The organism is Rhizobium sp. S163 (assembly GCF_030380805.1).
In the GTDB taxonomy this organism is placed as follows: Bacteria; Pseudomonadota; Alphaproteobacteria; order Rhizobiales; family Rhizobiaceae; genus Rhizobium.
Genome location: NZ_JAUDSA010000038.1, coordinates 10,872 through 37,651 on the forward strand (window position 1 = coordinate 10,872; position 26,780 = coordinate 37,651).

Consider the following 26,780-nt stretch of genomic DNA (forward strand, 5'->3'; position numbering starts at 1 on the left):
CGGGGCCCACGCCCCACCCTCAATATTCCTTCTCGTACACCACGCCCGCCTCGCCGGCGCCATTGGCACCGGCCGCCCCGCGCAGCTTCACGCCGCGCCCGACATCGAGGTTGATGATCGCCTTGGCGCCGTCCTTGGTGTTCTGCTGCAGCTCGATATAGGTGCGTTCGTTGAGATAGCGGCCGACACCGACATTGGTCTGGCCGTTGGCATCGGTGCTGATATCGAAATCGTCGACGCCCAGCTGGTTGCGCAATCCCTGGAACAGCGAGGTCGAGCGACCGCCCGCAAGCTGGCTGACGGCATCGGCGAGCTGGGCGATCTGGATCGCCGAGAGCTTCGACATCGACTGCCCGAAGATCAGCTGTGCCAGCACTTCATCCTGCGGCAACGCCGGCGAGGAAGAGAAGGTGATGGCCGGATCGGTCGCCAGCCCCGCCACATCGACGGTAAGCGTCGTCGTGCCTGACGTCGAGGTCGCCGCCATCTGCAGCGCCGGCGTCAGGTCGCCGGCGAAGGTGATCCGGCTCTTGTCGGAGAAATCGAGACGACGGTTGAGAATGGTGAGACGCCCGCGCCGCATGGTGAAGCCGCCGGAAACCACAGGCACGGACGCCGTGCCGCGAATGGTCACGCTGCCGCCGAGCTCAGCATCGATCCCGCGTCCGCGCACGAAGATCTGCGAGGGCGCATCGACCTGGATATCGAGATTGAGCGTGCTCGACTTGCCCCTGGCGCCTTCCTGCGTCGTGTCGCGCATCTGGGCGAGAACGGCTTTCGGCGCGTTCTTGTGGCGGATGTCGATCTCGCGCAGCGATGTCGGCAGCTTCTCCGGAACGGTGATCGAGGCCTTTTCGAGCGTGAGCTTGCCGTTCAGCGTCGGATTGGCAAGAAGCGGTCCGCGCAGGCCGATCGTGCCGTCAACCGTGGCAACGACGAGCGTTCCGTCGACATAGACGGCCTTGTTGAGCCTGACATCGATATTCGCGGGGAAGTTCGCCGCCGGCTGGATACCGACATCGCCGGTCACCGCGATGTTGCCGCCGCTCGCAAGCTGCCCGGTCAGGCGCGAGATCACCGCGCGCTGCCCGTCGAAGCGGATATCGGCCGTCAGGCTGTTGATCTCCAGATTGCGCCGGACGTCGATGACCTTGGCGCCGCTGGTGGCGACCGTTCCGTTGATCACGGGTGCAGCGGCCGTGCCGCCGACCTGCAGATTGAAGTTGGCGTTACCTTCCGCAACAAAACCTTGCGCCGCGAGTTGCGCGCCGAGAACGGCAAACGGCAGGTTGCCGGAGAAACGCATGTCGAGCGCCCGGTTCCCTGAAATGGCGAGATTGCCGCCGCCCCGCAGCGACAGGCCGGCATCGCCGGTAACCGTCGTGTCGATGGTGAGCCGGCTCGAAGCGAGCTTGCCGTTCGCACCGATCGCAAGCGGCGAGACGCCGGCGCCGCGCGTCTGGCTGGTCGCGGCATTGCGCCAATCGAGCTTGAAATCGACATCCGGCATCGGCAGCTTGCCTGACGCAGCGACCGTGCCCGAGATATTGCCCTCTGCGGCCAGCCCCGGAACGAAGGCGTTAGCGAGGCCCGCCGGCAGGTTCGATATGTCGGCCTTCACGGCAAGAGATTGCGCATTGGCGCCGGCGACGACGAAATTGCCCGCCGCCTTCAGCGCCACGTTGTTACCGGTGAGATTGGTGGTGAAGTCGAGCTTGTTGTCGGCGAGCTTGCCGTTGGCATTGGCCGACAGCGAGCCGACGCCAGCGGCCCGCGTCTGCGTCGTCGCCGCGTTCTTCCAATCGAGGTTGAAGTCGATGACGGGATTGGCGGGCGTCCCCGATGTCTTTGCTCGACCCGAAATCGTGCCCTCGGCGCCAAGGCCAGGCACGAAACCATTGGCGAGGCTCGCCGGCAGGTCGGTAATATCGGCATCAATGGAAAGCCCTTGGATATTGGCCCCAACGAGCGCCGCCGTCCCCTTCGCCTGCAGCAATGTCTTGCTGTTGCTGGCCAGATTGGCGTCGAAATTCATCTTGTTGTCGGCGAACTTGCCAGTCGCGTCGAGGCTGAGCGCCGAAAGGTTGGCGCTCTTGGTCTGCCGCGTGGTCGCATTCGCCCAGTTGAGCTTGAAATCGACGGATGGCAGCGGCAATGCGCCGGAAACCTTGGCCGTCCCCGAGATCATGCCGCCGGCATCGAGATCGGGCACGAAGCTGCTGACAAGCGCTGCCGGCAGGTTGTTGAGCGTCGCATTCGCCTCGATCGTCGTCGGCTTGGTCCCCTCGATCCCGACCTTGCCCGCCGCCTCCAGCGCCGCACCGTCCTGACCGTCGAGCTTCGTCGTGAAATCGAGCGCCTTATCCTGCAACATTCCCTTCAGCGCCAGCGCCATGGCCGGCAGCTTCGCCGCCTTCGTCTGGCTGGTCGCGACATCGGCCCAAGCGAGATCGAAGCTGGCCTTCGGCTGCTGCAGCGTGCCGGCTGCCGAAGCGGTGCCGGAAATCGTGCCGCTGGCGCCGAGGCCATCGACGAAACCGTTGGCGAGGCCGGCCGGAACTCCGCTCAACGTCGCATCGACCTTGAGATCGCCGATCGCCGAATCTTGAAGCTTGAGATTGCCCGCCGCCTTAACCGACATGCCGCCGGTGGCCGAGACGTTGCTGTCGAAGGTGAGCGTATTGTCCGTGAACGTCCCGTTCACGGAAGCACCGACGCCCGAAAGGCCGGCCGCCTTGATCTGGCTGGTCGAGGCGTTCTTCCAATCCAGCCGGAACTGCGCGGCCGGCATCGGCAGCTTGCCGGATGCGCCGAAGCTTCCCGATATCATGCCCTGCGCGGCCAGATCGGGCATGAAGGCGTTGGCGAGCGCCGCTGGAATATTGGCAAGCGTCCCATCCACCTTCAGCGTCTGCGCGTCATTGCCGGTGACGACGAAGCTGCCGTCAGCCTTGATCGCAAACCCGCCACTGCCGCCGGCATTCGCATTGAAATTGAGGATATTGTTTTCCAGCTTACCGCTCGCCGTCAGCCCGAGCGAGGAGAGCTTGGCGACCTTGGTCTGGCTGGTGGCCGCATTCTTCCAGTTCAGCTTGAAATCGAGCGCCGGCGCCGGCAGCTTGCCCGAAGCGGTGACGCTGCCGGTAATGGAGCCTTCGGCGTTCAGCCCGGGCACGAAGGCATTGGCCAATCCGGCCGGAATGTTGACGATATCGGCATCGACCTGCAGCGACTGCGCATTCGGCCCTGCGGTGACGAAATTGCCGGCAGCCTTCAGCGAAACGCCGCCCTTGCCGCTCAGATCCGTTTTGAAATCGAGCTTGTTGTCCGCGAACTTGCCATCCGCGCCGATCGCGAGCGCGGAAAGCCCGGCCCCCTTCGTCTGGCTGGTCGCGGCGTTCTTCCAATCGAGCGTGAAATCGGCCACCGGTGCTGCCGGCGTACCCGACACCGCGACCTTGCCCGAGATCGCGCCCGCGGCATCGAGATCGGGCACGAAGCTGTTGGCAAGGCTTGCCGGCAATTGCTTGACCACGGCATTGATATCGAGCGCTTGGCCGGCCGAGCCGGTCACGTTGATCGCGCCGTCACCGGTCTTTATCTCGAGACCATCGAGCGTCACCGTACCGTCAGTGATCGACAGCTGCGATGGCGCGGCGAGATCCACCGCAATATCGTGCGGCTTGGCCGAGAAACGATCGAGCTGAACGAGCGTCGTGCCGGCATTGGTTTCAACACCGCCGCCCGCCACCAGCGGATGGTTGTCGTAATAGCCGTCGAGGCTGAAATTCGTGCGGTTCCCGAGCTGCGTGAAGTTCACCGCCAGGCTGTCGATCTTGTTGGTGCCGGAGGCGACCTCGTCGGCCTTGATCGCCCCCGTTGCCGCAAACGCCGAGAGATCGGTGACGGTGACATCGACATTGGGGCTGACGATCGCGAAGTTGCCCTGCTTCAGGCCACTGCCCGTCGCCGCGACCTTCAGGCCGATCTTGCCGGCATCGTCTGTAATGTCGACCGATCCCTTGAGATCGCCCTCCGCCTTCTGGCCGGCCAGCGCCGCAATCAGGCTGAGGTCAGGCAGGTCGAATGTCAGCGCGCCTGTCGGCGCGAAGCTCTCGGACAGCGCGACGTGACCCGTCAGGCTGTTGTTGCCGACATTGGCCTTGATCGACGGCAGCGTCGTCTGCCCGCCCTCGGACAACACGTCGGTGCTGATATCGATCGCCTGGCCATCGATCTTGCCGGTCGCCTTCACCTGCGCCTTGGGCGCCTTCGGATCGGCGGTTGCGGTCAATGCCACAGCGAGATCGCTCAGCCCGCGCCCGGCCATGTCGATCGCCGGAGCGTTGAGATTGGCCGAAAGCGCCAGCGCGGAGAGATCGCCGCCGGCCTTCAGGCTGTAGGTCACAGCGCCCGAGGCGGTGTCGAGCAGCGGCTTGATGTCAGGTACGCGACCGGCAAGCGTCGCATCGAGCGTCGTTCCGTCGAGGACGATATTGCCCGTCGCGACCGTGAGGTCGGACTTGATGCTGAGGTTCGACAGGTTGATCTTGTCGGGAATGGTACCCGCCACCTGTGTCTCGATCGTAACAGGCGTCTTGAACCGCGCCGCGACGGCCGGCGGCATGGCCGGCGGCTCGACGGTCAGCTTGGCATTACCCGTGAGCGAATTGTCGGTCAGCTGATACGCACCGTTAAGGCTGGCATTCGCCGAGGCGCTTTCGATCGTCGCGCCATTGAAGCCGATCGCCGCCGGCGAAATCTGCAGCGGCAGCACGATCGTCACCGGCCCCTGAACCGCCCGGTTGATATCGGGATTGGCGAAGGTCATGTCGCCGGCGACGAGGCGAATCTGCACGGCGCCGGAGCTGCCGCTAAGATTGAAGTTGTCGCTCTTGGCGGTCAGCTTCACATTGCCGATCGTCGCCTGCGGCAGCACGGCGGTATCGAGCGACGCGCTGGCATTGAGCCGCGACGCCTTGGCGTCCCCCGTCAGCGCCAGGTTGACGCCCGTGATCATGAACCGCGCTTCGCCTTCCGCCAGCGGCCAGCGGAAATCGACAGGGCCGGATGTCCCGAGCAGATTGGCGTTCAGGCTGTTCTTGCCCTTCGGGTCCAGCGTGCCGGAGGCGGCGATGACGACGGCGCCGGTCGCCACGTTGCCGGTCTGGATATCGATCTTGCCGGCATTGTCGAAGTTCGCCGCGAGATCGATGTTCGTCTGCCCGGCAAAGAGCGGCCGGAACGCCGCCGGCATCAGCGAGCTCAGATCGCCGCCGCCCTTGATCTCGACATGATGCAGAGCCTGGTCCGGCGTCAGCGTGTGATGCGCCTCGATCGCGGCGCGCTGCTGGCCATCGAGCGAGGCCTGCAACTTGGCTTTCCAGTCGGAGATCGGGCCATCGCCATTGAGGCTGATCTCTACGGCCGGATTGTTCGGCAAGGCAAGCACGCCGGCGAGCAACCCGCCCTTGGGTTCGTTGAGCTTGGCCTTGACCGTAAGCTGGCTGTTTTCAGGCAGGAACGCGACATCGGCCGCCAGCTTCGCATCCGGCACGTCGTGGCGGTGAACCGTGATATTGGCATCGCCACCCTTTGAATCGGCGCGTACGCTGCCATCGGCCGACAGCGTGAAGGCGCGCCCGATCAGCGGCTGCGAAAGGCTGATCTTCGGCAGCGAGATCTGATCGATATCGATCTTGATCGGCAGCGAGAACCCACCGCCTGCGTCCCCTTCCGCGGCCGGCCGCGACGGCAATGTGCGGACCGGCTTACGCAGAACACGGATGGCATTTGCCTCCAGGCGCGTCGCATGGAAGCGCCCGGTGAACAGCGCCAAAGGATTCCAGTTGATCGACAGGCCGTCGACATCGGCAAACGTTCCGCGCGTATCCGAGAGCACGATGCGGGTGGCGCCAAGGCCGCCGGTCAGCAGCCCCTGCGGGTCCATCACCCGAATGGTCATGTCGCGGTTGGAGATAGTCGACGTCACCTTGTCGACCAGAATGCGGGCGCCGAAGCCGGTGAAGCCGAAGATGCCGATGGCCACGGCAAGCAGGATGACGAGAACGCCGGCTCCGTAACCGAGCAGTCGTGCAATCCACTTGAAGATGTTCGTCAGCGTAAGCATGGACCCGGAGCTATCCCGTTTTCTGCGCGGCTATCGCAATCTCGCTGCGAGCCTGTGAACCTCGTTAGAACGACTGACCGATGCCAGCGTAAATGCCGTAATCCGTTCCACCCTCGAACTTGTTGAGGGGAACGGCGAAATCAAGCCGGATCGGCCCGAATGGGGTGGCGTAGCGCAGGCCGATACCGGCACCCGCCCTGATATCCGAAAAATCGGGCGCAACATCGGCGGAGACAACCCCGACATCGATAAACGGCACGATGCCGATCGTGTCGGTGATCTTCACGCGCGTCTCGAACGACGCCGTCATGAAGGAAGCCCCACCGGTCGCCTCGTTGGCGGCGTTATAGGGAGAAATCTCCTGGTAGCCGTAACCGCGCACCGACCCACCGCCGCCGGCAAAGAAGCGGCGGGTGGCGGGAATATTCACGAGATCGTCGGCGCCAAGCAGGAACCCGGCCGAAAGCTTGCCGGCCAGCACGATCCGGTCTTCGGCGCCGAGGCCGTAATAACCGGAAACCGATCCCTCGAAAGCGGAGAAGAACGTGCCGTTATAGGCCTCATAGCTCGGCGTCACCTTGCCCATCAGCCGGTAGCCGGACGTCGGATCGAGCTTGTTGTCGCGCGCGTCGCGATCGAACTGGAGGGGCGCCGCGAAGGTCAGGTAGGTATTGTTCCCGAACGCGTCGTCATCCTTTTCCCAGCTGACTTCGCCGGCGCCGGTAAAGGTATCGGTATCGTTGAGTTCGTAGGAATAGCCGAGCGATGCCGTCACCAGCTTGGCGCTGTAGGCATCGGGATTTTCGGTCTTGGCGAGAATGCTGGCGATCAACGTGCCTGACGGCACGAAGGCGCCGGGCTTGGTGAAGGTGATGCCCGCCGAGAAATCGAGATCGCCCAGAGCCGTCGCATCCCCGAGCCGCCCGACCGCGCCCTCGACGCGCAGCCCTTCCGCGCCTCCAAACAGATTGCGATGGCCCCAGTAGCCATTGACGCCGAAACCGTCGATCGTCGAATACTGCGCGCCGACGCCGAAATAGCGCTGCTTGCCCTCCGACACTTCGATGATCATCGGCAGGCTGCCGTCGCCGGCCAGCTGGTCGCCCTCATGAATGGTAACGCTTGAGAACACGCCAAGCGCCCGCAGCCGCTCTCCGGCCTTCTTCAGCGCTTCCGGAGAATAGCGATCGCCCTTGTTGATACGCGAATAGCGCTCGATGAAATCGGACCGCACGGCCTTGGCGCCGGTGACGCCCACTGTTCCGATCGGCGCGACCGGCCCGCCCTCTGCGGCGAGCACGACGTCGACTGTATCGGTCTTGTGATCGGCCACCACCTTGCGCGTGGTCAGCTTCGCCAGCGGCCGCCCCTCGCTCTTCAACTGCTCGACGATCTTGTCGCCGGCCTTGATGATCGTCAGCGATCCGGCCGAAGCGCCCGACCCAAGATCGTAATCGGCGGGATTGCGGTTGGCCGCGTCGCCGCCGAATTGCACTTCACGCACATGAAACACCGGCCCGGCCGCAACGCTGACATTGACGGGCACCGGCCGCGAGCGATTGAAAGTGGGGTTCGGCGGCAGGTCGTCGATATTGCGCCCATCGACGGTGATGGTCACCACCCCGCCATAGCGCGCCTTTTCATAGAGAGCCGCGATCAGCCGTTCGCGATCGTCGCGCGCCTTGACGACGACACCGAGATCACCCGAAACCGGCTGCTCCTTGTCTCCGACCAGGCGCGAGCTGTTCTCAAGCGCCTCCTTGAGATCGGGATCATCGGCATCCGATGTCAGCGTCACCTCATAGCGAACGGGGTCGGGCACCTGATTGGCGTCCGTATCGTCCTTGCCGAAGAAGTTGATCCCGAAAAGCTTGAAGGCGTAAGCATTCGACACGAGTGCCGGTGACAACGCAGTCGCCACCGCGACCATTGTCACGATGCCTGCTCGCCGATACGCAATACCCGGTTTCGGTGCCTTCCGTCTAATCTGCATCCGCCGCTTTTTGGTTACACTGGATTTAAGCTCTGCGCCCCCCGGCCTGATGCGACCTTAGCGGCAAAATTCATTTTGTTGTACCGTTTTAAACCGCATGATTGCTGATTTAGCGGAAAAAAACAAAAATCCCGGGCCAGAGACCCGGGATTTGAAAGGTTTTGGCGAAGGATCAGCCGCGGCAATCGTCGATATAGCGGCGACCATATTCGTCGCGGTAGTAGCACTGGCCGGGCTGTTCGGATACGCGGCCGATCAGCGCGCCGGACACGCCGCCGACGGCAGCACCCACAGCCGCACCACGAACATTGCCCGTAACCGCGCCGCCGATGATGGCGCCGGATGCCGCACCGATGCCCGCACCCTGTTGTGTCGGCGTGCAGCTTGCAATCGATAGGCCGATAAAGGCGAGCGCAATAATCTTTTTCATCAATAACTCCTGATTGGTCGCCCAAGCGGGCGGTGGCCGTCCCTGATTCCTGTCTTTTTTGTAACCTAGACTGCAAACTATGGCGCAAAAAGGGGCAAGCAACCGCTCCAATCGATTTCAATTGGTAAGCAGCCACGAAAATCGACTGGCAAATCGGTCACCAAGAACCATGCGAAGCACCGCGCGCAGAGCTGCAATGCGCGATTGATCTGGCCAAGGACGCCAATTTCAAATTAAAGTAATTCGAAACTAGGGGCCAATTGACGCACATGGTGCTAAATCGGACCAAATGGGTTGACGTGCAGTCGTCATTGGGCGGAGAACGCCTGCACGATACTGGAGCATGAGATGGATTTCGAAGCATTCTTCAAGAACGAGCTGGAAGGCCTTCACAACGAAGGTCGTTACCGCGTGTTCGCCGATCTTGAGCGTCACCGCGGCAATTTCCCGCGTGCCACGCGCCACACCCCCGAGGGGCCGAAGGATGTGACCGTCTGGTGTTCCAACGACTATCTCGGCATGGGCCAGAACCCCAAGGTGATCGAGGCGATGAAGAACGCCATTGATCACTGTGGCGCGGGTGCGGGAGGCACCCGGAATATTTCTGGCACCACGCACTACCACGTTCTCCTTGAGCGCGAACTCGCAGATCTGCACGGCAAGGAATCGGCCCTCGTCTTCACCTCGGGCTACGTCTCCAACTGGGCGGCGCTGGGCACGCTCGGCGCCAAAATCCCCGGCATGATCATCTTCTCGGATGCGCTGAACCACGCCTCGATGATCGAGGGCATTCGCTACGCCAAGTGCGATCGCGTCATCTGGAAGCACAACGACCTGCAGGATCTGGAAGCGAAGCTCGCCGCCGCCGATCCGAAGGCGCCGAAGATGATCGCCTTCGAGAGCGTCTACTCGATGGATGGCGATATCGCGCCGATCAAGGAAATCTGCGACCTCGCCGACAAGTACGGCGCCATGACCTATCTCGACGAAGTCCACGCTGTCGGCATGTACGGCCCGCGCGGCGGTGGTATCGCTGAGCGCGAAGGCCTGATGGACCGCCTGACGGTGATCGAAGGCACGCTCGGCAAGGCCTTCGGCGTCATGGGCGGCTATATCGCGGCATCCACAGCACTTTGCGACTTCATCCGCTCCTTCGCATCCGGCTTCATCTTCACCACGGCGCTGCCGCCGACGCTCGCAGCCGGCGCGGTCGCCTCGATCCAGCACCTGAAGGTCAGCCCCTTCGAGCGCGCCCGTCACCAAGATCGCGTTCGCCTGCTCCGCGCCCAGCTCGACAAGGCCGGCATCCCGCACATGCCGAACCCGAGCCACATCGTCCCGGTCATGGTCGGCGACGCCGCCAAGTGCAAGTGGATTTCGGACCTGCTGCTCGACAACTGCAACGTCTACGTCCAGCCGATCAATTACCCGACGGTTCCGGTCAAGACCGAACGCCTGCGCATCACGCCCACGCCGCTGCACACCGATGCCGACATCGAGCACCTGGTGGAAGCGCTGCATTCGCTTTGGTCGCGCTGCGCACTGGCCCGGCACGTCGCCTGACCAGACTCAAAAATATCTCTGCTTAGTTGATAAGCCCGGCAGCCCGCTGCCGGGCTTCCTTGTCGACGGCGAACACGTCGTCCATCGTCGCGGCCTCCGGCAGATGTGCCAGCTGGTCCATCACCGTTTCAGTCACATCGGCCATGGCGAGGAACAACAGGCGACCGGCGATGAAAGCCTCAAGCGCCACTTCCTTGGCCGCATTCAAAACCGCGCCTTGCACGCCGCCGCGCGTCATCGCGAGCCGGGCGAGCCGAAGCGCCGGGAAGCGCGTCTCGTCGGGTGCCTCGAAATCCAGCCGCGCCAGTTTGGCGAAATCGAGCCGTTCGATTGGTAGGTTCGGACGGCGCGGATGCGCCAGCGCGTAGCCGATCGCGGTGCGCATATCGGGCGCGCCGAGCTGGGCCAGCACCGAACCATCGGTATAACCCACCATCGAATGGATCACCGATTGCGGATGCACGATGACCTCAATCTGCTCAGGCGTCAGCCCGAACAAGTGCTTGGCCTCGATCATCTCGAGCGCCTTGTTGAACATCGAGGCGCTGTCGATCGAGATCTTCAGGCCCATCGACCAGTTCGGATGCGCGCGCGCCGTCTCGACGGTCACGCCGGCCATCTCCTCGAGCGAGGCATTGCGGAACGGTCCGCCAGACGCCGTCAGGATGATGCGCTCGACGGCGTGGCGCTGGTTCTCTTCCAGCACCTGGAAGATCGCATTGTGTTCGCTGTCGACGGGCAAGAGCTTGCCGCCACCGCGGCGCACGGACTGCACGAAGAGATCACCGGCGGAGACCAGGCATTCCTTGTTGGCGAGCGCGATATCGGCGCCCTTGCGGGCCGCGGCCAGCGTCGGCGCAAGGCCCGCTGTGCCTACGATCGCCGCCATCACCCATTCGGCCTCGAGGTCGGCTGCTTCCATCAGTCCGGATTGGCCGGCGGCAACCGCGATCCCGCTTCCATCAAGCGCGCTCTTCAGCGCCTCGTAATGGCTGTCACTCGCCGTCACGGCGAGTTTGGCACCGGCCGCGCGCGCCTGCTTTGCCAGCAGATCGACGTTCTCGTTGCCCGTCAGCACGGAGATTTCGAAGTTTTCGAGACCGCCGAGATGCTTCACCACATCGAGCGTGTTCTGCCCGATCGAGCCGGTCGAACCGAAGATGGAGAGGCGCCGAGGCCCGTTTCTGCCCGTGATCATGCGCGATTTTGCCTGCGTTCCGTCATTTCCCTCGGCTCTACAGGGGATTGGAATGAGCGGCAAGTGTGCAGTGCAGCAGATTTTTGGGCCTAAGGGGTTTACATCCCCGCCGGTCGATGTGATCCTGACAACAATCCTCAGGGATAGGAGCATTGGCAATCGTATCGGTTGCAATTTTCAAGCTCCGGCGGCGCAAATTTCGCGCCCGCTTCCGTATCCGCGCCAAAGGCCGGACGCGATAAAAACCAGAACGAGATGTCGGGTTTGCAAGGCGAAATCCTGCGCGCTTCCGTGCGTTTCCGCTTCAAGCCCGCATCGACCAGAAGACCCTCATCGTTACGAAGGGACACATGGCCATGAAAGCGACAAGCAGTTTATTGCTTCTGCCCGCCGCGCTCATTTCATTCGCACCGCGCGTCCACGCAGAAAACCTCGTCATCTGGACACCCGTGAAAGTGTCCGAACGATCCTACAAGGCAACGCTGGGCTTTCGCCTGCCCGCCGAATGGGAAACCAGCGCCGGCGCAGATATCGGCCTTGCGGCATCGAAGGGCGGCGTGCTGCTCGGCGGCTCAGAACAGGCCTCGCTCTGGGGCAAGATCACCAAGGTCAGCGTCACGCCCGCGGCCCGCGCCGAGCGCTCAGCCAGCGTGCGCGTCGATACCTTGAGGGGCAGCGGCGCGCTGATGCTCAGCCGTTCCCGCAGCTGGATCTTCTCCGACTCGCTGGACATGGTCTCGACCCGCTTCGTGCAGGTTCGCTATGACGCCGTCGACACCCGTCAGACATCCGTCGATACCTCGCAGGCACTGAAGCTGATCCAGCCCTGGACTGGCACCTCGCTCTCGGCGGCCGCCACCGTGTCGGGCTTCAATGGCGATGTGACGAGTTCGCTGGCGCTGAACCAGTTAATCCTCCCCGACCTTAATTTGAGCGCAACAATCAGCAATCCTGGATCTTCCACCCGCTCGGGAAGCATCAACCTGAACTACCGGGTCAGCTGGTGACCGCGCAAGAGGCATCGGATTTCGCAATCGAATGGGAGGAAGGAAGGCATGACATGGCAAGTTACGAAATATCACCGTCCGCACGAAAGACGGACCTGAAGGAAGAGGCCGCCTTGAAGGCGGATGTATCCACCGCATTGGCAACTGCGAGCGGCTTCGATGCCTCGCACATCGCGGTGTCGGTCGAGCAAGACGAGATCGTGCTGACCGGACTGGTCGCGACCAAGGCAGACCTCGCCAGCGCCATCATCGTCGCCGAGACTACGGCGAGCGATCACACGGTCCGCAATCGCATCGTCGTCGCGCAATCCGTGCTCGACAACCTCGGCGAAGCGGTCTGAGGATCAACCTGCAAAGCGTTCCATCAGGAAGCCCGAGGCGACGCGATCCGTCTTCTGCGTCGTGACGGGGCCACTCGGCTGGTAGCTGACGGCGATGAGAAGGCCACCGATCAAGAGATAGGCAACCGCGAGCATCGAGAGTTTCATGGTCATGAGCTTGGTCTCCTTTGACCAGAACAACGCAACGGCTGGCCGTAGGTTCCCTTCCCGAAATGGGCCACCCACACGGCACCCATGAAACGAAAAAGCCGCCCCTGACGGGACGGCTTTTCCATTGAAATCATATGATAAAATCAGCCGGCCGGCGTCAGCGTGACCGAGGTGCCGGTTGCAGCAACGTTAAGGCCAAGCTGGCCGGTGACGCTGATGGTCTGCAGCTGGATCGATCCGGCCGTGCCGCCGAACAGCACGTTGGCGCCGACGCCACCTGCAAGTGTGGCCTCAGCGGTGATGCCCTGGTAGAGGCCGCCGAGCGAACCGCGGTGATAGCCTGCGGTCGGAGCAAAGACAGCCCAGACGAGACGGCCGCGCGTGGTGAAGCCGAGGTCGACGCCCATCTTGCGGATGGTGCCGCTGTAGTGATCGACGGAGCCGCGCGTACCGTTGAAGACGCAATCGACGGACTTCGCCGAACCCAAGACGTAGCCGACACCGCCGCCGACGTCGCAGGTCAGAACGCCGATCTTGACGCCATCGCGCTGATCCGGCTCTTCATAAGTCGTCACGAGATCCGCTGCCGCTACCGAAGTAGCGAAGACTTGAGCCAGCGAGGCTGCTGCGACGATCGATGCGATTGTCTTGTTCATTGTGGTCTCCTTAGTATCCTGACGAAAAACATAGTGCCTTGTTATAACTTACCAACCCCGGCTGTATGAACAAAATTAACAAATGCTCAAAAGCAAATGTGTGGGGTTTGATTCGCTACATGCATCCCGATTTCAGGCTGATTTCGGGCGTCAATCAGGCGGCGCCTGAATAAATCCCTGTGATCGCCTGTTGTTCCACCGTCATCACGCGTTCTTGTCTTCTGAGGCGCGACGAATTGGTGGTTTCCGCGCACAAAAAAGGACCCCGGGCTGCGCCGGGATCCTTGATCGCAATGCGATGATTACTTGAAGTCAGGGCATGCCTCGCTCTCGGAAGCGCCGCTATTGCCGCCCTGGGCGGCTGTCGCACCCGGCATCGGCTGCGCCGGGCAGCGCGTGCGGTCGACGGTTCCTGTCGTATTGGTGTTCGGCCCCGTGCTCATCGTGCCGGGGGTGGTGCTGTAGGTGGCGTTCGGATCGACCACCATTGGCGATGTTCCAGTCGTGTTCGGAGCATCCGCGTTTGCGCCACCGCCGCTATCGACCGTGCTGTTGCCGATCGTCGATCCAGCCGGGCTCGGGTTGGACTGGGCCATCGCCCCGCCTGTTGCCAGACCAAGTGCCAGGATCGATGCCGCGATCAGTTTCGCTTTCATGATGCTTCTCCTTCTTTCGTATCGACATGGGGTCAACGACAGAGGGCTTTCATCGTTCCCAAAAAAGCGGACCAAAAAAATACGGGCGCATCTCAAGCGCCCGTATCCGAAAGCATCCGACAGGACTGCCTCAGGTCTGCCAGTCGTCCGTCGACGTGTGCGCGGTTGAAGCAACCGGGCTGTCGGCCAGCGAATACGCGTGGATATAGTCGATCTTCATTTCCGAGCCGTTGGGCAGGCCATTCGTCGGCGAACCGGCAATGCCCCCGACGGCGAGATTGACGATCATGTACATAGGATCGTGCATGTCATCGGGCGTATCCGCATGTGCGATTGCCACGTCATCGAAGTACCAGACGATCTGGTCCTGGTCCCAGAGCACCCCATAGGTATGGAAGCCCTCGGTGCTTGCGACGCTGACGGCCGTCTGGTCCATCGTGTGGCTGCCGCTCGCCGCCGAATGCGCCGTCACGTGAACGGTGTTGGGATCCTGCCCGCGCATTTCCACCACGTCGAGTTCCGGCGGCCAGGAGCCATCCTCGGGCAGCAACCAGAAGGCCGGCCAGACGCCTTGGTCCGTCGGCATATCGGCGCGGATCTCGAAGTACCCGTAGGTTTGGGCGAAGGTCGAGTGGGTGTTGAGCATCCCCGACGTATAGTCGAAGCCCTCGAGCTGGCCTGCCAGCGCCGCCGGCGTTTGCGCCGCCGTAATCGTCAGCACGCCGTCATGAACGGAGAACGGATTGACCGACGCCGTGCCGGCATAAGACGGGTTGATGTACCATTGCTCCTCGGCATTGTCGGGCAGCGTGCTCCCCTTTTCGGCCGCCCACCAGAACTTCGCATCCCAGGTTCCCTGGCCGCCGCTATGGAGCGACAGGCTGTCGAACTCGTCGGCGAAGGTCATCGTCAGCGCCGAGCGATCGAGCGTCAGCTGGAACTGATCGGCGTGCAGCGCCGAGGCCGTCGTATTGGCCAGCACGAGGCTTTCGCCACCGCCGAGATCGATCCTGAGATTGGCGCCTTCCTGTGTCGAGTGGCTGACGACCTGATCGAAACTCGTCAGCGAGTAACCGTTGAAGCGGATCGTGTCGTCGCTGCTGAAATCGACGATAAGGTCGCTGCCATTGCCGCGCGTGAAGAGAAATGTATCGGCCCCGCCGCCACCGATCAGCACGTCGTTGCCCGCGCCGCCATCGATCGTCTGGCTGCCCGCGGCACCGGAGATGATGTTCTCGGCGCTGTTGCCGAAGGCATAACGCCCGGCGCCCGTCACCGTAAGGTTCTCGAAGTTTTCGGGCAGCGTGTAGCTCATCCAGGTGTTGATCGTATCGATCCCGCCACCCGGCTCTTCGACCGCGCGGTTGATGGCGGAGTAGAGATAATAGATATCGTCACCCGTACCCCCGTGCATGGTCACGTTGACCGAGCTGTCACCCCATATGCTGTCATTGCCGGCTGTGCCGTTGAGCACGGGTCCGGATCCTGTCGCCGACAGCCAGGCGGTTGAAGCGCCGCTATAGAACAGGCTTGTGCCGACTGCGTTCTGAATCGACTGTGGCATGGTTCATCTCCTAGGGTTTTCGTGATTGAAACATTGCCAAGGGCATCCACACGATGCCCTGATGGCCGAACGCTCCTCCCTTGCCCGACGCGCCTCCTCCAGGCGCCATCAGGCACAGGCCTCTTATTCCTCCCTAAAAGCCCTTATTCCTCCCTAAAGGCACGAGCCGCCTGATCGGTGAACGGCTTGGCGAGATAGGCCAGCGCCGTCCGCTCCCCCGTTTCGATGAAGGCCTCCACCGGCATGCCGGCCACCGGCGTCAGCTTTCCAAGCCTGCGCCATTCGCCGTCCTCGATATGAACGCGCACGCCGTAGTAGCTCTGGCCGGTTTTCTGATCGGTGGTGAGATCGGCCGCGATGCGCTCTACCCGGCCATTGAGCTCCATGGTGGTGCGCTGGTTGAAGGCCGACAGGCGCAGCACCACCGCCTGGCCCACCGCGACCTGATCGATATCCTGCGGCGAGAGCCTGAGATCCGGCGTCAGCGCATCGCCATCCGGCACGATCTCCATGATCGCCGCTCCGGCCTGCACCACGGCCCCCGCCGCATGCACCGACAACTGGTGCACGATGCCCGCCTGCGGTGCGCGAATGTCGATATGCTTGAGATCGTCCTCGACCGCGACCAGCCGCTCGGCATACTCGCCGGTATCGCTTTGCGCCTGACGCAGCTGGTCCGAGACTTCGCTCCGCCTGTCGTCGCCAAGCTGGATGATCTGCAATTCCGTCTCCGCGATCTTGCCCTTCACCTCGGCCGCCGATGCCACGAGATTACCGAGCTCGCCGGTCAGATCAGCCGCGTCGCGCTGCAGGGCGTAGACCCGTGTTGCCGGAATGATGCCCTGCTTCAACAGCGGCTCGAGGCTCGCCAGCTCCTTGCCGATGATCTCGATCGCCTGCCGCTTGCCATCCTGCTGCGCCACCAGTCCGCCCGCCTGTTGCCCGAGCTGGTGAATGCGCTCGCGCAGCTGCGCCACCTGCCCGCGAAGCGAAGCCCGCCGGTCTTCGAACAGCCGCTGCTCGCCCTGCATCAGCGTCTCCCGCTCCTCGGGGGGCGCTCGCTTCACAAGATCGGGAAACGTAAACGCCTCCCGCCCGTCCCGCTCGGCCGAAAGCCGTGCCGTTCGTGCAGCCAGCTGCCGCAATCGCCGCGAGACGATCGAAACCGTCGCCTGCGCCTGCGTATCGTCGAGCCGCAGCAGCACCTGCCCCGCTTCCACCTTGTCGCCATTGCGAACGAGGATCTCGCCGACCGTCCCGCCCTTCAGATGCTGGATCGGCTTCACATAGCTGTCGACGACGAGTGTGCCAGAGGCGATCACCGCGCCGTTGAGATGGATGGTCGCCGCGAGGCTGCCGAGCACACCGACGAGAACGAGAACCGCCGCCAGCGCCACAAGCGCCAGCCGCCGGATGGCCCGTTCGGCGATCGGTGCGCCCACACCATTTGCAAGAGGCTTCATCGCGCCGCCCTCCCCTCGCCCACCCGCCCGAAACGCACCGGCGAGAATGCAGCCGAGACCGCCGCCACCGGCCTCCCAAGCACGTCTTCCTTCGGCCCGAAGCCGCGCACCTGGCCCTCGGCCAGCACCAGCACCTTGTCGATACCGGCAAGCGCGCTCGGCCTGTGCGCGATGACGATCGCCACCCCGCCGCGCTCACGCACGCCCTCAATGGCGCGGGTCAGCGCCGCATCGCCCTCGGCATCGAGATTGGCGTTCGGTTCGTCGAGCACGACCAGGAAGGGATCTCCGTAAAGCGCGCGCGCCAATGCCAGCCGCTGCCGCTGGCCGGCGGAGAGAACAGCCCCCTCCTCGCCGATCTCGGTATCGAAACCCTCTGGCATCCGCACGATCATCTCATAGATGCCGGCCGCCCTCGCAGCCGCGATCACCGCATCCGACGACGCCGCAGGATCAAACCGCGCGATATTGTCGGCGATCGTTCCGTCGAACAGCCCGATCTCCTGCGGCAAGTAGCCGATATGCCGCCCGAGTGCCTCCGGCTCCCATTGCGACAACGACGCATCGTCAAGCCGCACAGCCCCCATGCGCGCCGCCCATATCCCAACCAGCCCGCGCGCCAGCGACGACTTGCCCGACGCGCTTGGCCCGACGACCCCGATCGCATCGCCCGCCTTGGCTTCAAACGAGATCCCGCGCAGCAGTGGCACGACCGAGCCGGGTGCTGAAAGATGCAGGTTCTCCACCTTCAGGCCGTTTACCGGCGCAGGCAGCCGCACGTCCGGGTCGACGACCTCATCCGCCTCGCTCAAGCGAAGAAGCCGCGCCCAGCTCTGGCGCGCCGCCGCAAAGCCCCGCCATTGCCCGATCGCCAGTTCGACAGGCGCCAGCGCCCGGCTGATCAGGATCGAGCTCGCGATCATGATCCCGCCCGTCGCCTCCTGGCGAATGACGAGAACGGCCCCGACAGCCAGCACGCCCGACTGCAACACCAGCCGCACGACGCGTGACAGTGTCGACAGCGACACGGTGATCCCCGTCGCCTTGAACTGCGTGTCACGGTAGCGCAGATTGATCGCCGACCAGCGCTCCTCCAGCCGCCGCGCAAACCCCATCGACGCCACCGTCTCGGCATTGCGGCGGGTGGCTTCGGCAAGTGCCGTTCGCTCCAGCCCGATCCTGGCCGCAGCCTGCGTCGGCGCCCGCGTTCGGATCTCGGCGATGATCGTAAGGCCGATAAGAACAAGCGCGCCCGCCAACGCCACCATGCCGATCCAGACATGAAACAGGAAGCAGAGACCGAGATAGAACGGCATCCAGGGAAGATCGAACAGCGCCGTCGGCCCCGGCCCGGAGAGAAAGCCGCGCACCATGTCGATATCGCGCATCGGCTGCAGCCCGTTTTCCTCGACGCTGCGCCGCGACGGCGCGGTGGCGAAGGAGCGGAAGACGATCGGCCCGAAGCGCTCGTCGACCGACTGCCCCAGCCGCGCCAGCACCAGCGACCGCAAAAGTTCGAGCAGCCCCAGGAAGGCGAAGAGCGTCAGCGTGATGATGCCGAGCCCGACAAGCGTCGGAAGGCTGCGGGCGGGAATGACGCGGTCATAGACCTGCAGCATGAAGAACGAGCCGGTCAACGCCAGGATATTGATGAAGCAGCTCGTCATTCCGATCCCAACCAGCGTACCCCGCACAGACGAGACGGCTGATATCAGGAACGGCGCGGATGTTTTCGCCTTGAATTGGGACAAATGGCCTCTCGATCGCATGAAACTGGGGCAGTGATGTCCCGAACATGGATCACAACAGTGACGAGAGCTTGCTCTTTCTATGGTTGTGCAAAACTAATAAATCTCACTGTTAACGCGAGTTTTGCATCGCAACATGACCCTGTCCCGCCATGACGCAACACCGTACCCCTATGAGACAACTGCCCAAAATTTGCGTTTGCCCGACATCGCTCGTGTCGATGACACCGAACGGGCCAGCGCAGGATTGAACAGGCGGGTCACGGCGAAGAGGAGAATGTCGTCAAAAGCTTATTGATCGACAGGGACAGTCAAGCTATGCAGGGGACGTTGTCCACGTAGCTCAGCAGGATAGAGCACAGGATTCCTAATCCTGGGGTCGGAGGTTCGAATCCTCTCGTGGACACCATTTTCCTGCAAGTTCGATCGTTTTGGCACGGCCTTGGCCGGGCTCCATCGCGTCATGCGCGATGCGGGGAAGACCCGGGCAGCCCGGGTCTCCGATATCAGCCGATCATTCGCCCAGCCGTTGCTCGGCCAGACGCACCCAGTACGAAATGCCGTGGCTGATGACGTCGTCGTTGAAGTCGTAGGCCGGATTGTGCAGGCCGGCCGTGTCGCCATTGCCGATGAAGATGAAGGCGCCCGGGCGGGCGTTCAGCATATAGGAGAAATCCTCGCCGCCCATCATCGGATCGATATCGACATCGACGTTGCCGGCACCCGCAATATCCGTCGCCACCGCCGTCGCATGCTCCGTCTCACTCGCGTGATTGGATGTGACGGGATAGTTGCGCTGAAAATGGACATCCGCCACCGCGTCATGCGCCTCGGCCACGCCGGCAACGATCTGCCGGAAGCGCTTTTCGGCGAGATCGCGCACGGCCTCGTCGAGCGTGCGCACGGTTCCGGCAAACGTCGCCTCGTTGGGAATGACGTTATGCGCGAAGCCGGCATTGAACTTGGTGACCGACACCACGACCGAGCGCAGCGGATCGACATTGCGGGATGCGATCATCTGCAGGTTGGTGATGATTTGGGTGCCGATCGCGATCGGATCGATCGTGCGGTTCGGCTGCGCCGCATGGCCACCGCGCCCCTTGACCGTGACGGTAAACTCGTCGGTCGCGGCCATGATCGGCCCCTTGCGGATGGCGAAATGGCCGACGGGAAGGCCGGGCATGTTGTGCATGCCATAGACCTCCTGGATGCCGAAGCGCTCCATCATGCCATCCTTGACCATCAGGTCGCCGCCGGCGCCGCCTTCTTCGGCCGGCTGGAAGATGACAGCGACATTGCCGTTGAAATTGCGGGTCTCGGCCAGATACTTCGCGGCCCCGAGCAGCATCGCCGTGTGGCCATCATGGCCGCAGGCGTGCATCTTGCCCTCTATCTTCGATGCCCATGGCTTGCCCGAAATCTCGGTCAGCGGCAGCGCATCCATGTCGGCGCGCAGGCCGATCGTGCGCGATCCCGCGCCATTGCCCTTGATCAGCCCGACGACGCCGGTGCGACCGATGCCGGTGACGATCTCGTCGACGCCGAATTCCTTGAGCTTCTCGGCCACGAAGGCGGCTGTCTCTTCCACCGCATAGAGCAGGCCCGGCCGCTCATGGATGTGCCGGCGCCACTCGGTCACTTCGTCCTGAAGTTCGGCGGCTCTGTTCAAAATCGGCATGCTTGCTTCCCTGCTGAAAATCGAAAACGGCGGCAATAACGGGATTGATACCACGGCTCGCAAATAAGTTAGACAATGACCTTTGCCATGTCATGGCCATATACGTTAAATAGGGGAAACTTTCGAGACATCAGGACATCTTTAAGGACAAACCGTGTCGACGCGCCAGAAACGCCTGCTTGCCGCCTTGCGGCCGATCACCATCGCCGCTTCCGCAGCCGCCATCGCTTTTTCCGCGACGACGCAGGCCTATGCCAATCCGCATATCCTGGTCGATGTGCAGAGCGGCCGCGTGCTTGAGCATGAGGATGCCTTCCGCAAGTGGTATCCGGCCTCGCTCACCAAGCTGATGACCATCTACACCACCTTCGATGCGATCCGCTCCGGCCAGATCAGCGTCGATACGCCGATCGTCATGAGCAAGACCGCCGCCGCCCAGCCGCCGGCCAAGATGTATTTCAAGCCGGGCCAGAAGCTGACGCTCGACAGCGCGCTGAAGATCCTGATCGTCAAGTCCGCCAATGATATCGCGGTTGCCGTGGCCGAAGCAGTCGGCGGCACGCAGGACGCTTTTGTTCTCAGAATGAACGCCGAAGCCGCCAAGCTCGGCATGAACGACACCCACTTCGTCAATCCAAACGGCCTGCCCGGAAAGGGCCAGTACACGACGGCGCGCGATCTCGCGATCCTGTCGGTCGCGCTGCGCCGCGATTTCCCGCAATATGCGAGCTACTTCTCGCTGGAGGGGATCACCACGGGCAAGCAGAACATCCCCGCCATCAACATGCTGATCGGCCGCTTCGCCGGCGCCGATGGCATGAAAACCGGCTTTATCTGCGCATCGGGCTTCAACCAGATCAGTTCGGCCACCCGCAACGGCCGCACGCTGGTTTCCGTCGTGCTCGGCACAGACAGCCTCGCCGCCCGTGCCGACGCTTCCGCCGACATGCTGCAGCGCGGCTTCACCACGCAGCCGACAGGCAACGATACGCTGGGCTCGCTGAAGCCCTATGGCGAAACCCAGGAAGTCGCCGACCTCACGGCCGAGATCTGCAGCGCCAAGGGCGCCAAGATCCGCAGCGAAACGCGCGACGAGGTGGGCCGCATGAAGATCCATTCGCCCTATATCCAGGAAATGGATCATGAGCCGAACTTCGTTTATGCCGGCCTGATCCCCGGTCAGAACGACCCGCAGCCCGACAAGCTGGCGACGGCCGCCGGCGTCGGCGACATCGCCAATGTGCCGATCCCGACCCCGCGCCCCACCTCTGGCTTCTAAGGCTTGCAGACCTCCAAAGCATAAACATATCCAAGGCATACAGGCATGAGCGCAGTCGCGGATCGCATTCCGGTCACCATCCTCACCGGCTTTCTCGGCGCGGGCAAATCGACCCTTCTGAACCGCATCCTCAAGGATCCGGCCATGAAGGACGCCGCCGTGATCATCAACGAGTTCGGCGATGTCGGCATCGACCATTTGCTTGTCGAAAGCTCCGGCGATGCGATCATCGAGCTGTCGGATGGCTGCCTGTGCTGCACCGTGCGCGGTGAACTGGTCGATACGCTCGCCAACCTGATGGACGCGATCCAGACCGGCCGCGTCAAGCCGGTGAAGCGCGTCGTCGTCGAGACCACGGGTCTCGCCGATCCGGCGCCGGTCATGCAGGCGATCATGGGCAATCCGATCATCGCCGAAAGCTTCTCGCTCGATGGCGTCGTCACCGTCGTCGACGCCGCCAACGGTCTGCAGACGCTCGACAACCACGTGGAAGCCGTCAAGCAGGCCGCCGTCGCCGATCGCCTTATCATATCGAAGAAGACGCTGGCTTCCCCCGCTATCTTGGAAAAGCTTGAAGCTCGCCTGCGTGCACTCAACCCGCGCGCCGCGCTGATGGATGCCGACGACGCCGAAACCGGCACCGCCGCCACCCTCGTCAACGGCATTTATGATCCCGCCACCAAGAGCGCCGATGTCGGCCGCTGGCTGCGTGACGAAGACGCCCACGATCATGATCATCACCATGGGCACGATCACGGCCATCATCATCATGGTCACCACGACCACGATCATGGGCATCACCACCATGATCATGATCACCACCATCACCACGACCATCAGCACGCGCACGACGTGAACCGTCACGACGCCTCGATCCGCTCCTTCTCGATCGTCGAGGACAAGCCGATCGACCCGATGGCGCTCGACATGTTCGTCGATCTCCTGCGCTCGGCCCATGGCGAAAAGCTGTTGCGGATGAAGGCGATCGTTGCGATGTCGGATCGTCCCGACCGGCCGCTGGTGCTGCATGGCGTGCAGAGCATTTTCCACCCGCCGATCCGCCTGCCGGCATGGCCTGATCCCGAAGACCGGCGCACCCGCATGGTGCTGATCACCAAGGATCTGCCGGAAGCCTTCGTCAAGGACCTGTTCGACGCCTTCCTCGGCAAGCCGCGCATCGACACCGCCGACCGCACGGCCCTCAACGACAACCCGCTGGCAATCCCAGGAATGCGCTTTTAACCATTCCGCTGGAATGCGTTTTTAGAGCTATCGCTTGCGGATCAGGAAACGGTGACCGCTCTCGGTCTTCTCGGTCTCGATCAGCTCGTGACCATCCTCGTGGCAGAAATGCGGAATATCGATCCCCGCCAAGGGATCGGTCGTCTCGACACGGATCGTCGCACCTGATGGCAGCGACGACATCTTCTTGCGTGTCTTGATGACGGGCAGCGGGCATTTCAGCCCGCGCAGATCATAGGAGATAGCGCTCACGCGCGATTAATCCCGGCCCCAGAACTTCCAGAAAGGCTTCTTGGAGGCGACCTCGACCGATTCCGGCTGCTCGACAGGCGCGAAAGCCGTCGCGGTGGTGGGAGCGGATTCCATCGGGTTCGGCGTCGGCACCGGCACGGATGCCGGGTTGACGATCGCGGCATCCGCCGTCTTCACGCCAGCGGTGGCATCTGAAGGTGTCGAGCCGGTCACCGTGTTGGCCGCAACCGTGGTCGCCGTCTTGGCGGCAGCCATGCCTTCGAGATCGGCGACCTTCATCATCTTGCCGGCCTCGAGCGAGGTGCCGGTCGGCGCATAGGCGAGCTCGCGGCCCTTGCGCTGCTTGGCAACGACGGCCTTGCGCTCGGCTTCCGAAGGATCGTACCACGCCATGCCGTCGAATTCCTTCGACGCCTTGGTGTAGGCCAGCTCATAGGTCTTGTCGTAGGAGGCGAGCGCTGCCGTCAGCGCCGGCGGCGTCGACATCTCGGGGCACTTGCCGCCGGGATTGAACGCACCGGAGGACTGCTGGTTGAAGACGTATTTCTTCTCGCAGAAATTCACTTCCGGCGGACGCTTGGTGACTTCGAAATTGTCGTAGCCGACCTTCAGCATCTTCCAGAAGTCGAAGTTCTCGTTCATCCGGTGCTTGAACATGTTCTCGGCCGTCATCCGGAACGGGAAGGCCTGCAGCTGCACGCCCGTCTGGCCGCCCTTGAAGGCATCGCGCGCGAATGCGTAGATCTCGAGCACCTGCTCGTCCGTCATCGAATAGCAGCCCGACGACGAGCAAGCGCCGTGGATCATCAGATCCGTGCCGGTGCGGCCGTTGACGGCGTCATAGCGGTTCGGAAAGCCGGTATTGATGGCGAGATAATATTTCGAGTTCGGGTTCAGGTTCGCCTTGGTCAGGTTGTAGAAACCTTCCGGCGCCTGCCGGTCACCCTGTTTCACCTTGGGACCGAGACGGCCCGACCAGGCGCAGATCTTGTAGCTGGCGATCTTGTCGTAACGGTTGTCCGTCTTCGCCTTCCAGATCTCGAGCTGGCCTTCTTCCTTGAAGATGCGGATCAGGATCGGCGAATTGCGATCCATGCTCTTCGCGGCCATTTCGTTGAGGATGCGCGGCGGAAGCGGCTGTTCGACCTTGTTCTTGACCTTGGACAGGTCGATCTGCGTGGTTTCCAACGCGTCGTTGCAGCCGGCCAAGGCCAGCGCCATCAGGGAAACATAGGCAAAATGACGAAAGCGCATTCAATCTAGCCCAATTACGAGATGCGACCCAATCCGTTGAACGGGTTCGAAGTGAAGCGAATCATTGGCCCAATCTGGTTTATAAAACCTTAACGACCATGCCGCGCACCCACGACCCCCGCAAGCACAAAAGCTATTGATAACACTAATGTGGCCAAGGTTTGGCCGCAATCCGCGGCCTCCCCCAAGCCTGCTTCGCAACCCTGTTACAGGTTGCGACCCATGTTCAGGAACTTCTGGCGGCGATCGTTGCGGATCTGCTCGCCGGTGCGGCTCGCCATTTCGCCGAGCGCATTGGCAATGACATCGCCGGTCGACGCGATCACGCTGTCAGGATCGCGATGCGCGCCGCCGAGCGGTTCACCGATGATGCCGTCGATGATCCCGAGCGCTTTCAGGTCGTCGGACGTGATCTTCATGTTGGTGGCCGCTTCCTTGGCGCGCGCGGAATCGCGCCACAGGATGGAGGCCGCACCTTCAGGCGAGATCACGCTGTAGATCGCATGCTCGAGCATGTAGACCCGGTTGCCGGTGGCGATCGCGATAGCACCGCCCGAACCGCCTTCGCCGATAACGACGGAGATGATCGGAACCTTGAGGCCGAGGCACATTTCCGTCGAGCGGGCGATGGCTTCCGCCTGTCCGCGCTCTTCGGCGCCGACGCCGGGATAGGCACCAGCCGTATCGACCAGCGTGATGACGGGCAGACCGAAGCGGTCGGCCATCTCGAGCACGCGGATCGCCTTGCGGTAGCCCTCGGGGCGCGCGCTGCCGAAATTGTGCTTCAGGCGGCTCTTCGTGTCGTTGCCCTTTTCCTGGCCGATGACGGCAACAGGCTGGCCGCGGAAGCGTGCGAGGCCCGCCTGGATCGCGGCATCCTCGGAAAACTTGCGGTCGCCGGCCAGCGGCGTGAATTCCTGGAACAGCGTCTTGGCATAATCGACGAAGTGCGGCCGCTGCGGATGACGCGCGACCTGGGTCTTCTGCCAGGCGTTGAGCTTCGAATAGATTTCGACCGTCGCTTCGCGAACACGAACTTCGAGCCTGCCGATTTCATCGGATGTGTCGATGCTCTCGTCTTCCGAGGCAATCTTCTTCAATTCGATGATCTTGCCTTCGAGGTCGGAGATCGGCTTTTCGAAGTCGAGATAATTGTGCATGAGGTGCGTTTCCGTTCCTTGTGCCCGGGGCATTTGTCTTTTGGCTGCCCTTGTCGCCGGTCCTAATCCTGCTTTTTCGCCTGTTTGGCAAGGGGGTGATGCGTTTGGACCAGTTGCTGGAGCCTTTCTTCCAGCACATGCGTGTAGATTTGCGTGGTGGAAATGTCCGAATGGCCAAGCAGTTCCTGCACCACGCGCAGATCGGCGCCGTTGGCCAGCAGATGGCTGGCAAAGGCGTGCCGCATCACGTGCGGCGAGATCATCGATGGGGTAAGCCCCGCCCGGATCGCCAGGTTCTTGAGGTCGCGGGCAAAGACCTGCCGGGCGAGATACCCCTCTTTCGAGGCCGCCGGAAACAGCCACGGGCTTTCCTGTGGATTTTCGGCTTTTGCCGCCTCTTCAGCCAGCTTCCGGCCATAGAGCTTCAGTGCAGCGATCGCCGATTGCGACAGCGGCACCAGCCGCTCCTTGTTGCCCTTGCCGCGGATGATCAGAAAGCGCCCTTCCTGGTCGAGCACACGGGCAGGAAGCGATACCAGCTCGCTGACGCGCATGCCGGTGGCGTAAAGCAGCTCCAGCAGCGCCAGCATGCGCAGCCGCTGCAATTGCCCGGGCGCCTCGTCCTGCGCCTCCTCCTCTGCCTTCTCCAAAAGCCGGCCGACTTCGTCGACACCCATCGTCTTCGGCAGCGCCCGCCCCTTCTTCGGCGCGTCGAGAATGCCGGTCGGATCGTCGGTGCGCAGCCCCTCGGCATAGAGGAACTTGTAGAACTGCCGCATCGCTGCCAGCCGCCTCGCCTGCGACGAGGGCTTGAATCCCTGCGCGGCGAGCGATGCCAGATAGGCGGAGAGATCGGCGGACGCGGCCTCGGTCAGCCGCACGCTTCTGGCGTTCAGGAAGGAATGCAGGTCGTCGAGATCGCGTTCGTAAGAGGAAAGCGTATTGGCCGCGGCACCCCGCTCGGCGCTCATCATTTCGAGAAAGGACTCGACCTGAACGCGGCTGAGATCCCTCAT

20 protein-coding genes and 1 tRNA gene are annotated in these 26,780 nt (G+C 62.7%); 6 read left to right on the plus strand and 15 right to left on the minus strand.

The window, feature by feature from the left end:
- Positions 1–19: 19 nt before the first annotated feature.
- From QTL96_RS29015 to QTL96_RS29025, 3 genes are all read right to left on the minus strand, one after another.
- Positions 20–6,130 carry a translocation/assembly module TamB domain-containing protein gene (locus QTL96_RS29015; RefSeq protein WP_289730187.1) on the minus strand — a complete coding sequence of 2,037 codons (6,111 nt, stop codon included), beginning with the start codon at positions 6,128–6,130 and terminating at the stop codon, positions 20–22.
- Between the two features lie 64 nt (positions 6,131–6,194).
- The gene (locus tag QTL96_RS29020; protein WP_289730188.1) at positions 6,195–8,123 is read right to left on the minus strand and encodes an autotransporter assembly complex family protein; all 1,929 of its coding nucleotides are present in this window, start codon (positions 8,121–8,123) and stop codon (positions 6,195–6,197) included.
- Between the two features lie 172 nt (positions 8,124–8,295).
- The gene (locus QTL96_RS29025; protein WP_113239255.1) at positions 8,296–8,553 is read right to left on the minus strand and encodes a YMGG-like glycine zipper-containing protein; all 258 of its coding nucleotides are present in this window, start codon (positions 8,551–8,553) and stop codon (positions 8,296–8,298) included.
- A gap of 348 nt (positions 8,554–8,901) precedes the next feature.
- On the opposite strand from QTL96_RS29025, the gene hemA reads away from it, so the two are divergent.
- Positions 8,902–10,116, plus strand: a complete 1,215-nt coding sequence (gene hemA / locus QTL96_RS29030) for a 5-aminolevulinate synthase (RefSeq protein WP_018901583.1) — start codon at positions 8,902–8,904, stop codon at positions 10,114–10,116.
- A gap of 22 nt (positions 10,117–10,138) precedes the next feature.
- Here the strand turns inward: hemA and dxr are convergent, their stop codons facing one another.
- Positions 10,139–11,314, minus strand: a complete 1,176-nt coding sequence (dxr, locus tag QTL96_RS29035; protein ID WP_289730189.1) for a 1-deoxy-D-xylulose-5-phosphate reductoisomerase — start codon at positions 11,312–11,314, stop codon at positions 10,139–10,141.
- Positions 11,315–11,670: 356 nt separating this feature from the next.
- Here dxr and QTL96_RS29040 point away from each other — a divergent pair, with 356 nt between their 5' ends.
- Entirely contained in the window at positions 11,671–12,321 is a 651-nt protein-coding gene (locus tag QTL96_RS29040) for a hypothetical protein (protein ID WP_289730190.1), read from the plus strand.
- Positions 12,322–12,374: 53 nt separating this feature from the next.
- Positions 12,375–12,662, plus strand: coding sequence for a BON domain-containing protein (locus tag QTL96_RS29045; protein ID WP_289730191.1), 288 nt, complete (start codon positions 12,375–12,377; stop codon positions 12,660–12,662).
- A gap of 3 nt (positions 12,663–12,665) precedes the next feature.
- Here the strand turns inward: QTL96_RS29045 and QTL96_RS29050 are convergent, their stop codons facing one another.
- From QTL96_RS29050 to QTL96_RS29075, 6 genes are all read right to left on the minus strand, one after another.
- The gene (locus QTL96_RS29050; protein WP_183795259.1) at positions 12,666–12,815 is read right to left on the minus strand and encodes a hypothetical protein; all 150 of its coding nucleotides are present in this window, start codon (positions 12,813–12,815) and stop codon (positions 12,666–12,668) included.
- Positions 12,816–12,955: 140 nt separating this feature from the next.
- Positions 12,956–13,468 carry a DUF992 domain-containing protein gene (locus QTL96_RS29055; protein WP_018901578.1) on the minus strand — a complete coding sequence of 171 codons (513 nt, stop codon included), beginning with the start codon at positions 13,466–13,468 and terminating at the stop codon, positions 12,956–12,958.
- A gap of 302 nt (positions 13,469–13,770) precedes the next feature.
- Positions 13,771–14,124 carry a hypothetical protein gene (locus tag QTL96_RS29060; RefSeq protein ID WP_289730192.1) on the minus strand — a complete coding sequence of 118 codons (354 nt, stop codon included), beginning with the start codon at positions 14,122–14,124 and terminating at the stop codon, positions 13,771–13,773.
- A 130-nt stretch (positions 14,125–14,254) separates the two neighbouring features.
- A complete protein-coding gene (locus QTL96_RS29065) occupies positions 14,255–15,688 on the minus strand; it encodes a family 16 glycosylhydrolase (protein WP_289730193.1) in 1,434 nt (477 codons plus the stop codon).
- 143 nt (positions 15,689–15,831) lie between these two features.
- Entirely contained in the window at positions 15,832–17,151 is a 1,320-nt protein-coding gene (locus tag QTL96_RS29070; RefSeq protein WP_289730194.1) for an HlyD family type I secretion periplasmic adaptor subunit, read from the minus strand.
- Positions 17,148–18,920: a type I secretion system permease/ATPase gene (locus tag QTL96_RS29075; protein ID WP_289730195.1), complete on the minus strand. Its 1,773-nt coding sequence runs from the start codon at positions 18,918–18,920 to the stop codon at positions 17,148–17,150. The genes QTL96_RS29070 and QTL96_RS29075 overlap by 4 nt, the downstream gene beginning before the upstream one ends.
- Positions 18,921–19,231: 311 nt before the next feature.
- On the opposite strand from QTL96_RS29075, the gene QTL96_RS29080 reads away from it, so the two are divergent.
- A tRNA-Arg gene (locus tag QTL96_RS29080) sits at positions 19,232–19,308 on the plus strand.
- Positions 19,309–19,413: 105 nt separating this feature from the next.
- On the opposite strand, the gene QTL96_RS29085 is transcribed toward QTL96_RS29080, so the two are convergent.
- The gene (locus QTL96_RS29085) at positions 19,414–20,577 is read right to left on the minus strand and encodes a M20 aminoacylase family protein (RefSeq protein ID WP_289730196.1); all 1,164 of its coding nucleotides are present in this window, start codon (positions 20,575–20,577) and stop codon (positions 19,414–19,416) included.
- A gap of 154 nt (positions 20,578–20,731) precedes the next feature.
- Between QTL96_RS29085 and QTL96_RS29090 the strand changes: the two genes are divergently transcribed.
- Together QTL96_RS29090 and QTL96_RS29095 are read left to right on the plus strand one after the other, a co-directional pair.
- Positions 20,732–21,856 (plus strand): D-alanyl-D-alanine carboxypeptidase family protein, encoded by a 1,125-nt coding sequence (locus tag QTL96_RS29090; RefSeq protein ID WP_289730197.1) that lies wholly within the window; start codon positions 20,732–20,734, stop codon positions 21,854–21,856.
- 45 nt (positions 21,857–21,901) lie between these two features.
- Complete coding sequence (locus tag QTL96_RS29095) at positions 21,902–23,098, plus strand: GTP-binding protein (protein WP_289730198.1); 1,197 nt, start codon at positions 21,902–21,904, stop codon at positions 23,096–23,098.
- A gap of 27 nt (positions 23,099–23,125) precedes the next feature.
- Here QTL96_RS29095 and QTL96_RS29100 read toward each other — a convergent pair whose 3' ends face one another.
- From QTL96_RS29100 to xerD, 4 genes are all read right to left on the minus strand, one after another.
- The gene (locus QTL96_RS29100) at positions 23,126–23,350 is read right to left on the minus strand and encodes a sulfurtransferase TusA family protein (protein WP_018901569.1); all 225 of its coding nucleotides are present in this window, start codon (positions 23,348–23,350) and stop codon (positions 23,126–23,128) included.
- A gap of 6 nt (positions 23,351–23,356) precedes the next feature.
- Complete coding sequence (locus QTL96_RS29105) at positions 23,357–24,604, minus strand: murein L,D-transpeptidase family protein (protein WP_112982372.1); 1,248 nt, start codon at positions 24,602–24,604, stop codon at positions 23,357–23,359.
- 206 nt (positions 24,605–24,810) lie between these two features.
- Positions 24,811–25,764, minus strand: a complete 954-nt coding sequence (locus tag QTL96_RS29110) for an acetyl-CoA carboxylase carboxyltransferase subunit alpha (protein ID WP_018901567.1) — start codon at positions 25,762–25,764, stop codon at positions 24,811–24,813.
- Positions 25,765–25,826: 62 nt separating this feature from the next.
- A complete protein-coding gene (gene xerD, locus QTL96_RS29115; RefSeq protein ID WP_289730199.1) occupies positions 25,827–26,780 on the minus strand; it encodes a site-specific tyrosine recombinase XerD in 954 nt (317 codons plus the stop codon).

Bases quoted from the DNA above. Each gene is read 5' to 3' on its own strand.
- QTL96_RS29065 (WP_289730193.1), bottom strand. From the start codon at position 15,688: ATGCCACAGTCGATTCAGAACGCAGTCGGCACAAGCCTGTTCTATAGC.
- dxr (WP_289730189.1), bottom strand. From the start codon at position 11,314: ATGATCACGGGCAGAAACGGGCCTCGGCGCCTCTCCATCTTCGGTTCG.
- QTL96_RS29085 (WP_289730196.1), bottom strand. From the start codon at position 20,577: ATGCCGATTTTGAACAGAGCCGCCGAACTTCAGGACGAAGTGACCGAG.
- xerD (WP_289730199.1), bottom strand. From the start codon at position 26,780: ATGAGGGATCTCAGCCGCGTTCAGGTCGAGTCCTTTCTCGAAATGATG.
- QTL96_RS29045 (WP_289730191.1), top strand. From the start codon at position 12,375: ATGGCAAGTTACGAAATATCACCGTCCGCACGAAAGACGGACCTGAAG.
- QTL96_RS29050 (WP_183795259.1), bottom strand. From the start codon at position 12,815: ATGACCATGAAACTCTCGATGCTCGCGGTTGCCTATCTCTTGATCGGT.
- QTL96_RS29095 (WP_289730198.1), top strand. From the start codon at position 21,902: ATGAGCGCAGTCGCGGATCGCATTCCGGTCACCATCCTCACCGGCTTT.
- QTL96_RS29040 (WP_289730190.1), top strand. From the start codon at position 11,671: ATGAAAGCGACAAGCAGTTTATTGCTTCTGCCCGCCGCGCTCATTTCA.
- QTL96_RS29070 (WP_289730194.1), bottom strand. From the start codon at position 17,151: ATGAAGCCTCTTGCAAATGGTGTGGGCGCACCGATCGCCGAACGGGCC.
- QTL96_RS29075 (WP_289730195.1), bottom strand. From the start codon at position 18,920: ATGCGATCGAGAGGCCATTTGTCCCAATTCAAGGCGAAAACATCCGCG.
- QTL96_RS29015 (WP_289730187.1), bottom strand. From the start codon at position 6,130: ATGCTTACGCTGACGAACATCTTCAAGTGGATTGCACGACTGCTCGGT.
- QTL96_RS29055 (WP_018901578.1), bottom strand. From the start codon at position 13,468: ATGAACAAGACAATCGCATCGATCGTCGCAGCAGCCTCGCTGGCTCAA.
- hemA (WP_018901583.1), top strand. From the start codon at position 8,902: ATGGATTTCGAAGCATTCTTCAAGAACGAGCTGGAAGGCCTTCACAAC.
- QTL96_RS29105 (WP_112982372.1), bottom strand. From the start codon at position 24,604: ATGCGCTTTCGTCATTTTGCCTATGTTTCCCTGATGGCGCTGGCCTTG.
- QTL96_RS29025 (WP_113239255.1), bottom strand. From the start codon at position 8,553: ATGAAAAAGATTATTGCGCTCGCCTTTATCGGCCTATCGATTGCAAGC.
- QTL96_RS29060 (WP_289730192.1), bottom strand. From the start codon at position 14,124: ATGAAAGCGAAACTGATCGCGGCATCGATCCTGGCACTTGGTCTGGCA.
- QTL96_RS29020 (WP_289730188.1), bottom strand. From the start codon at position 8,123: ATGCAGATTAGACGGAAGGCACCGAAACCGGGTATTGCGTATCGGCGA.
- QTL96_RS29110 (WP_018901567.1), bottom strand. From the start codon at position 25,764: ATGCACAATTATCTCGACTTCGAAAAGCCGATCTCCGACCTCGAAGGC.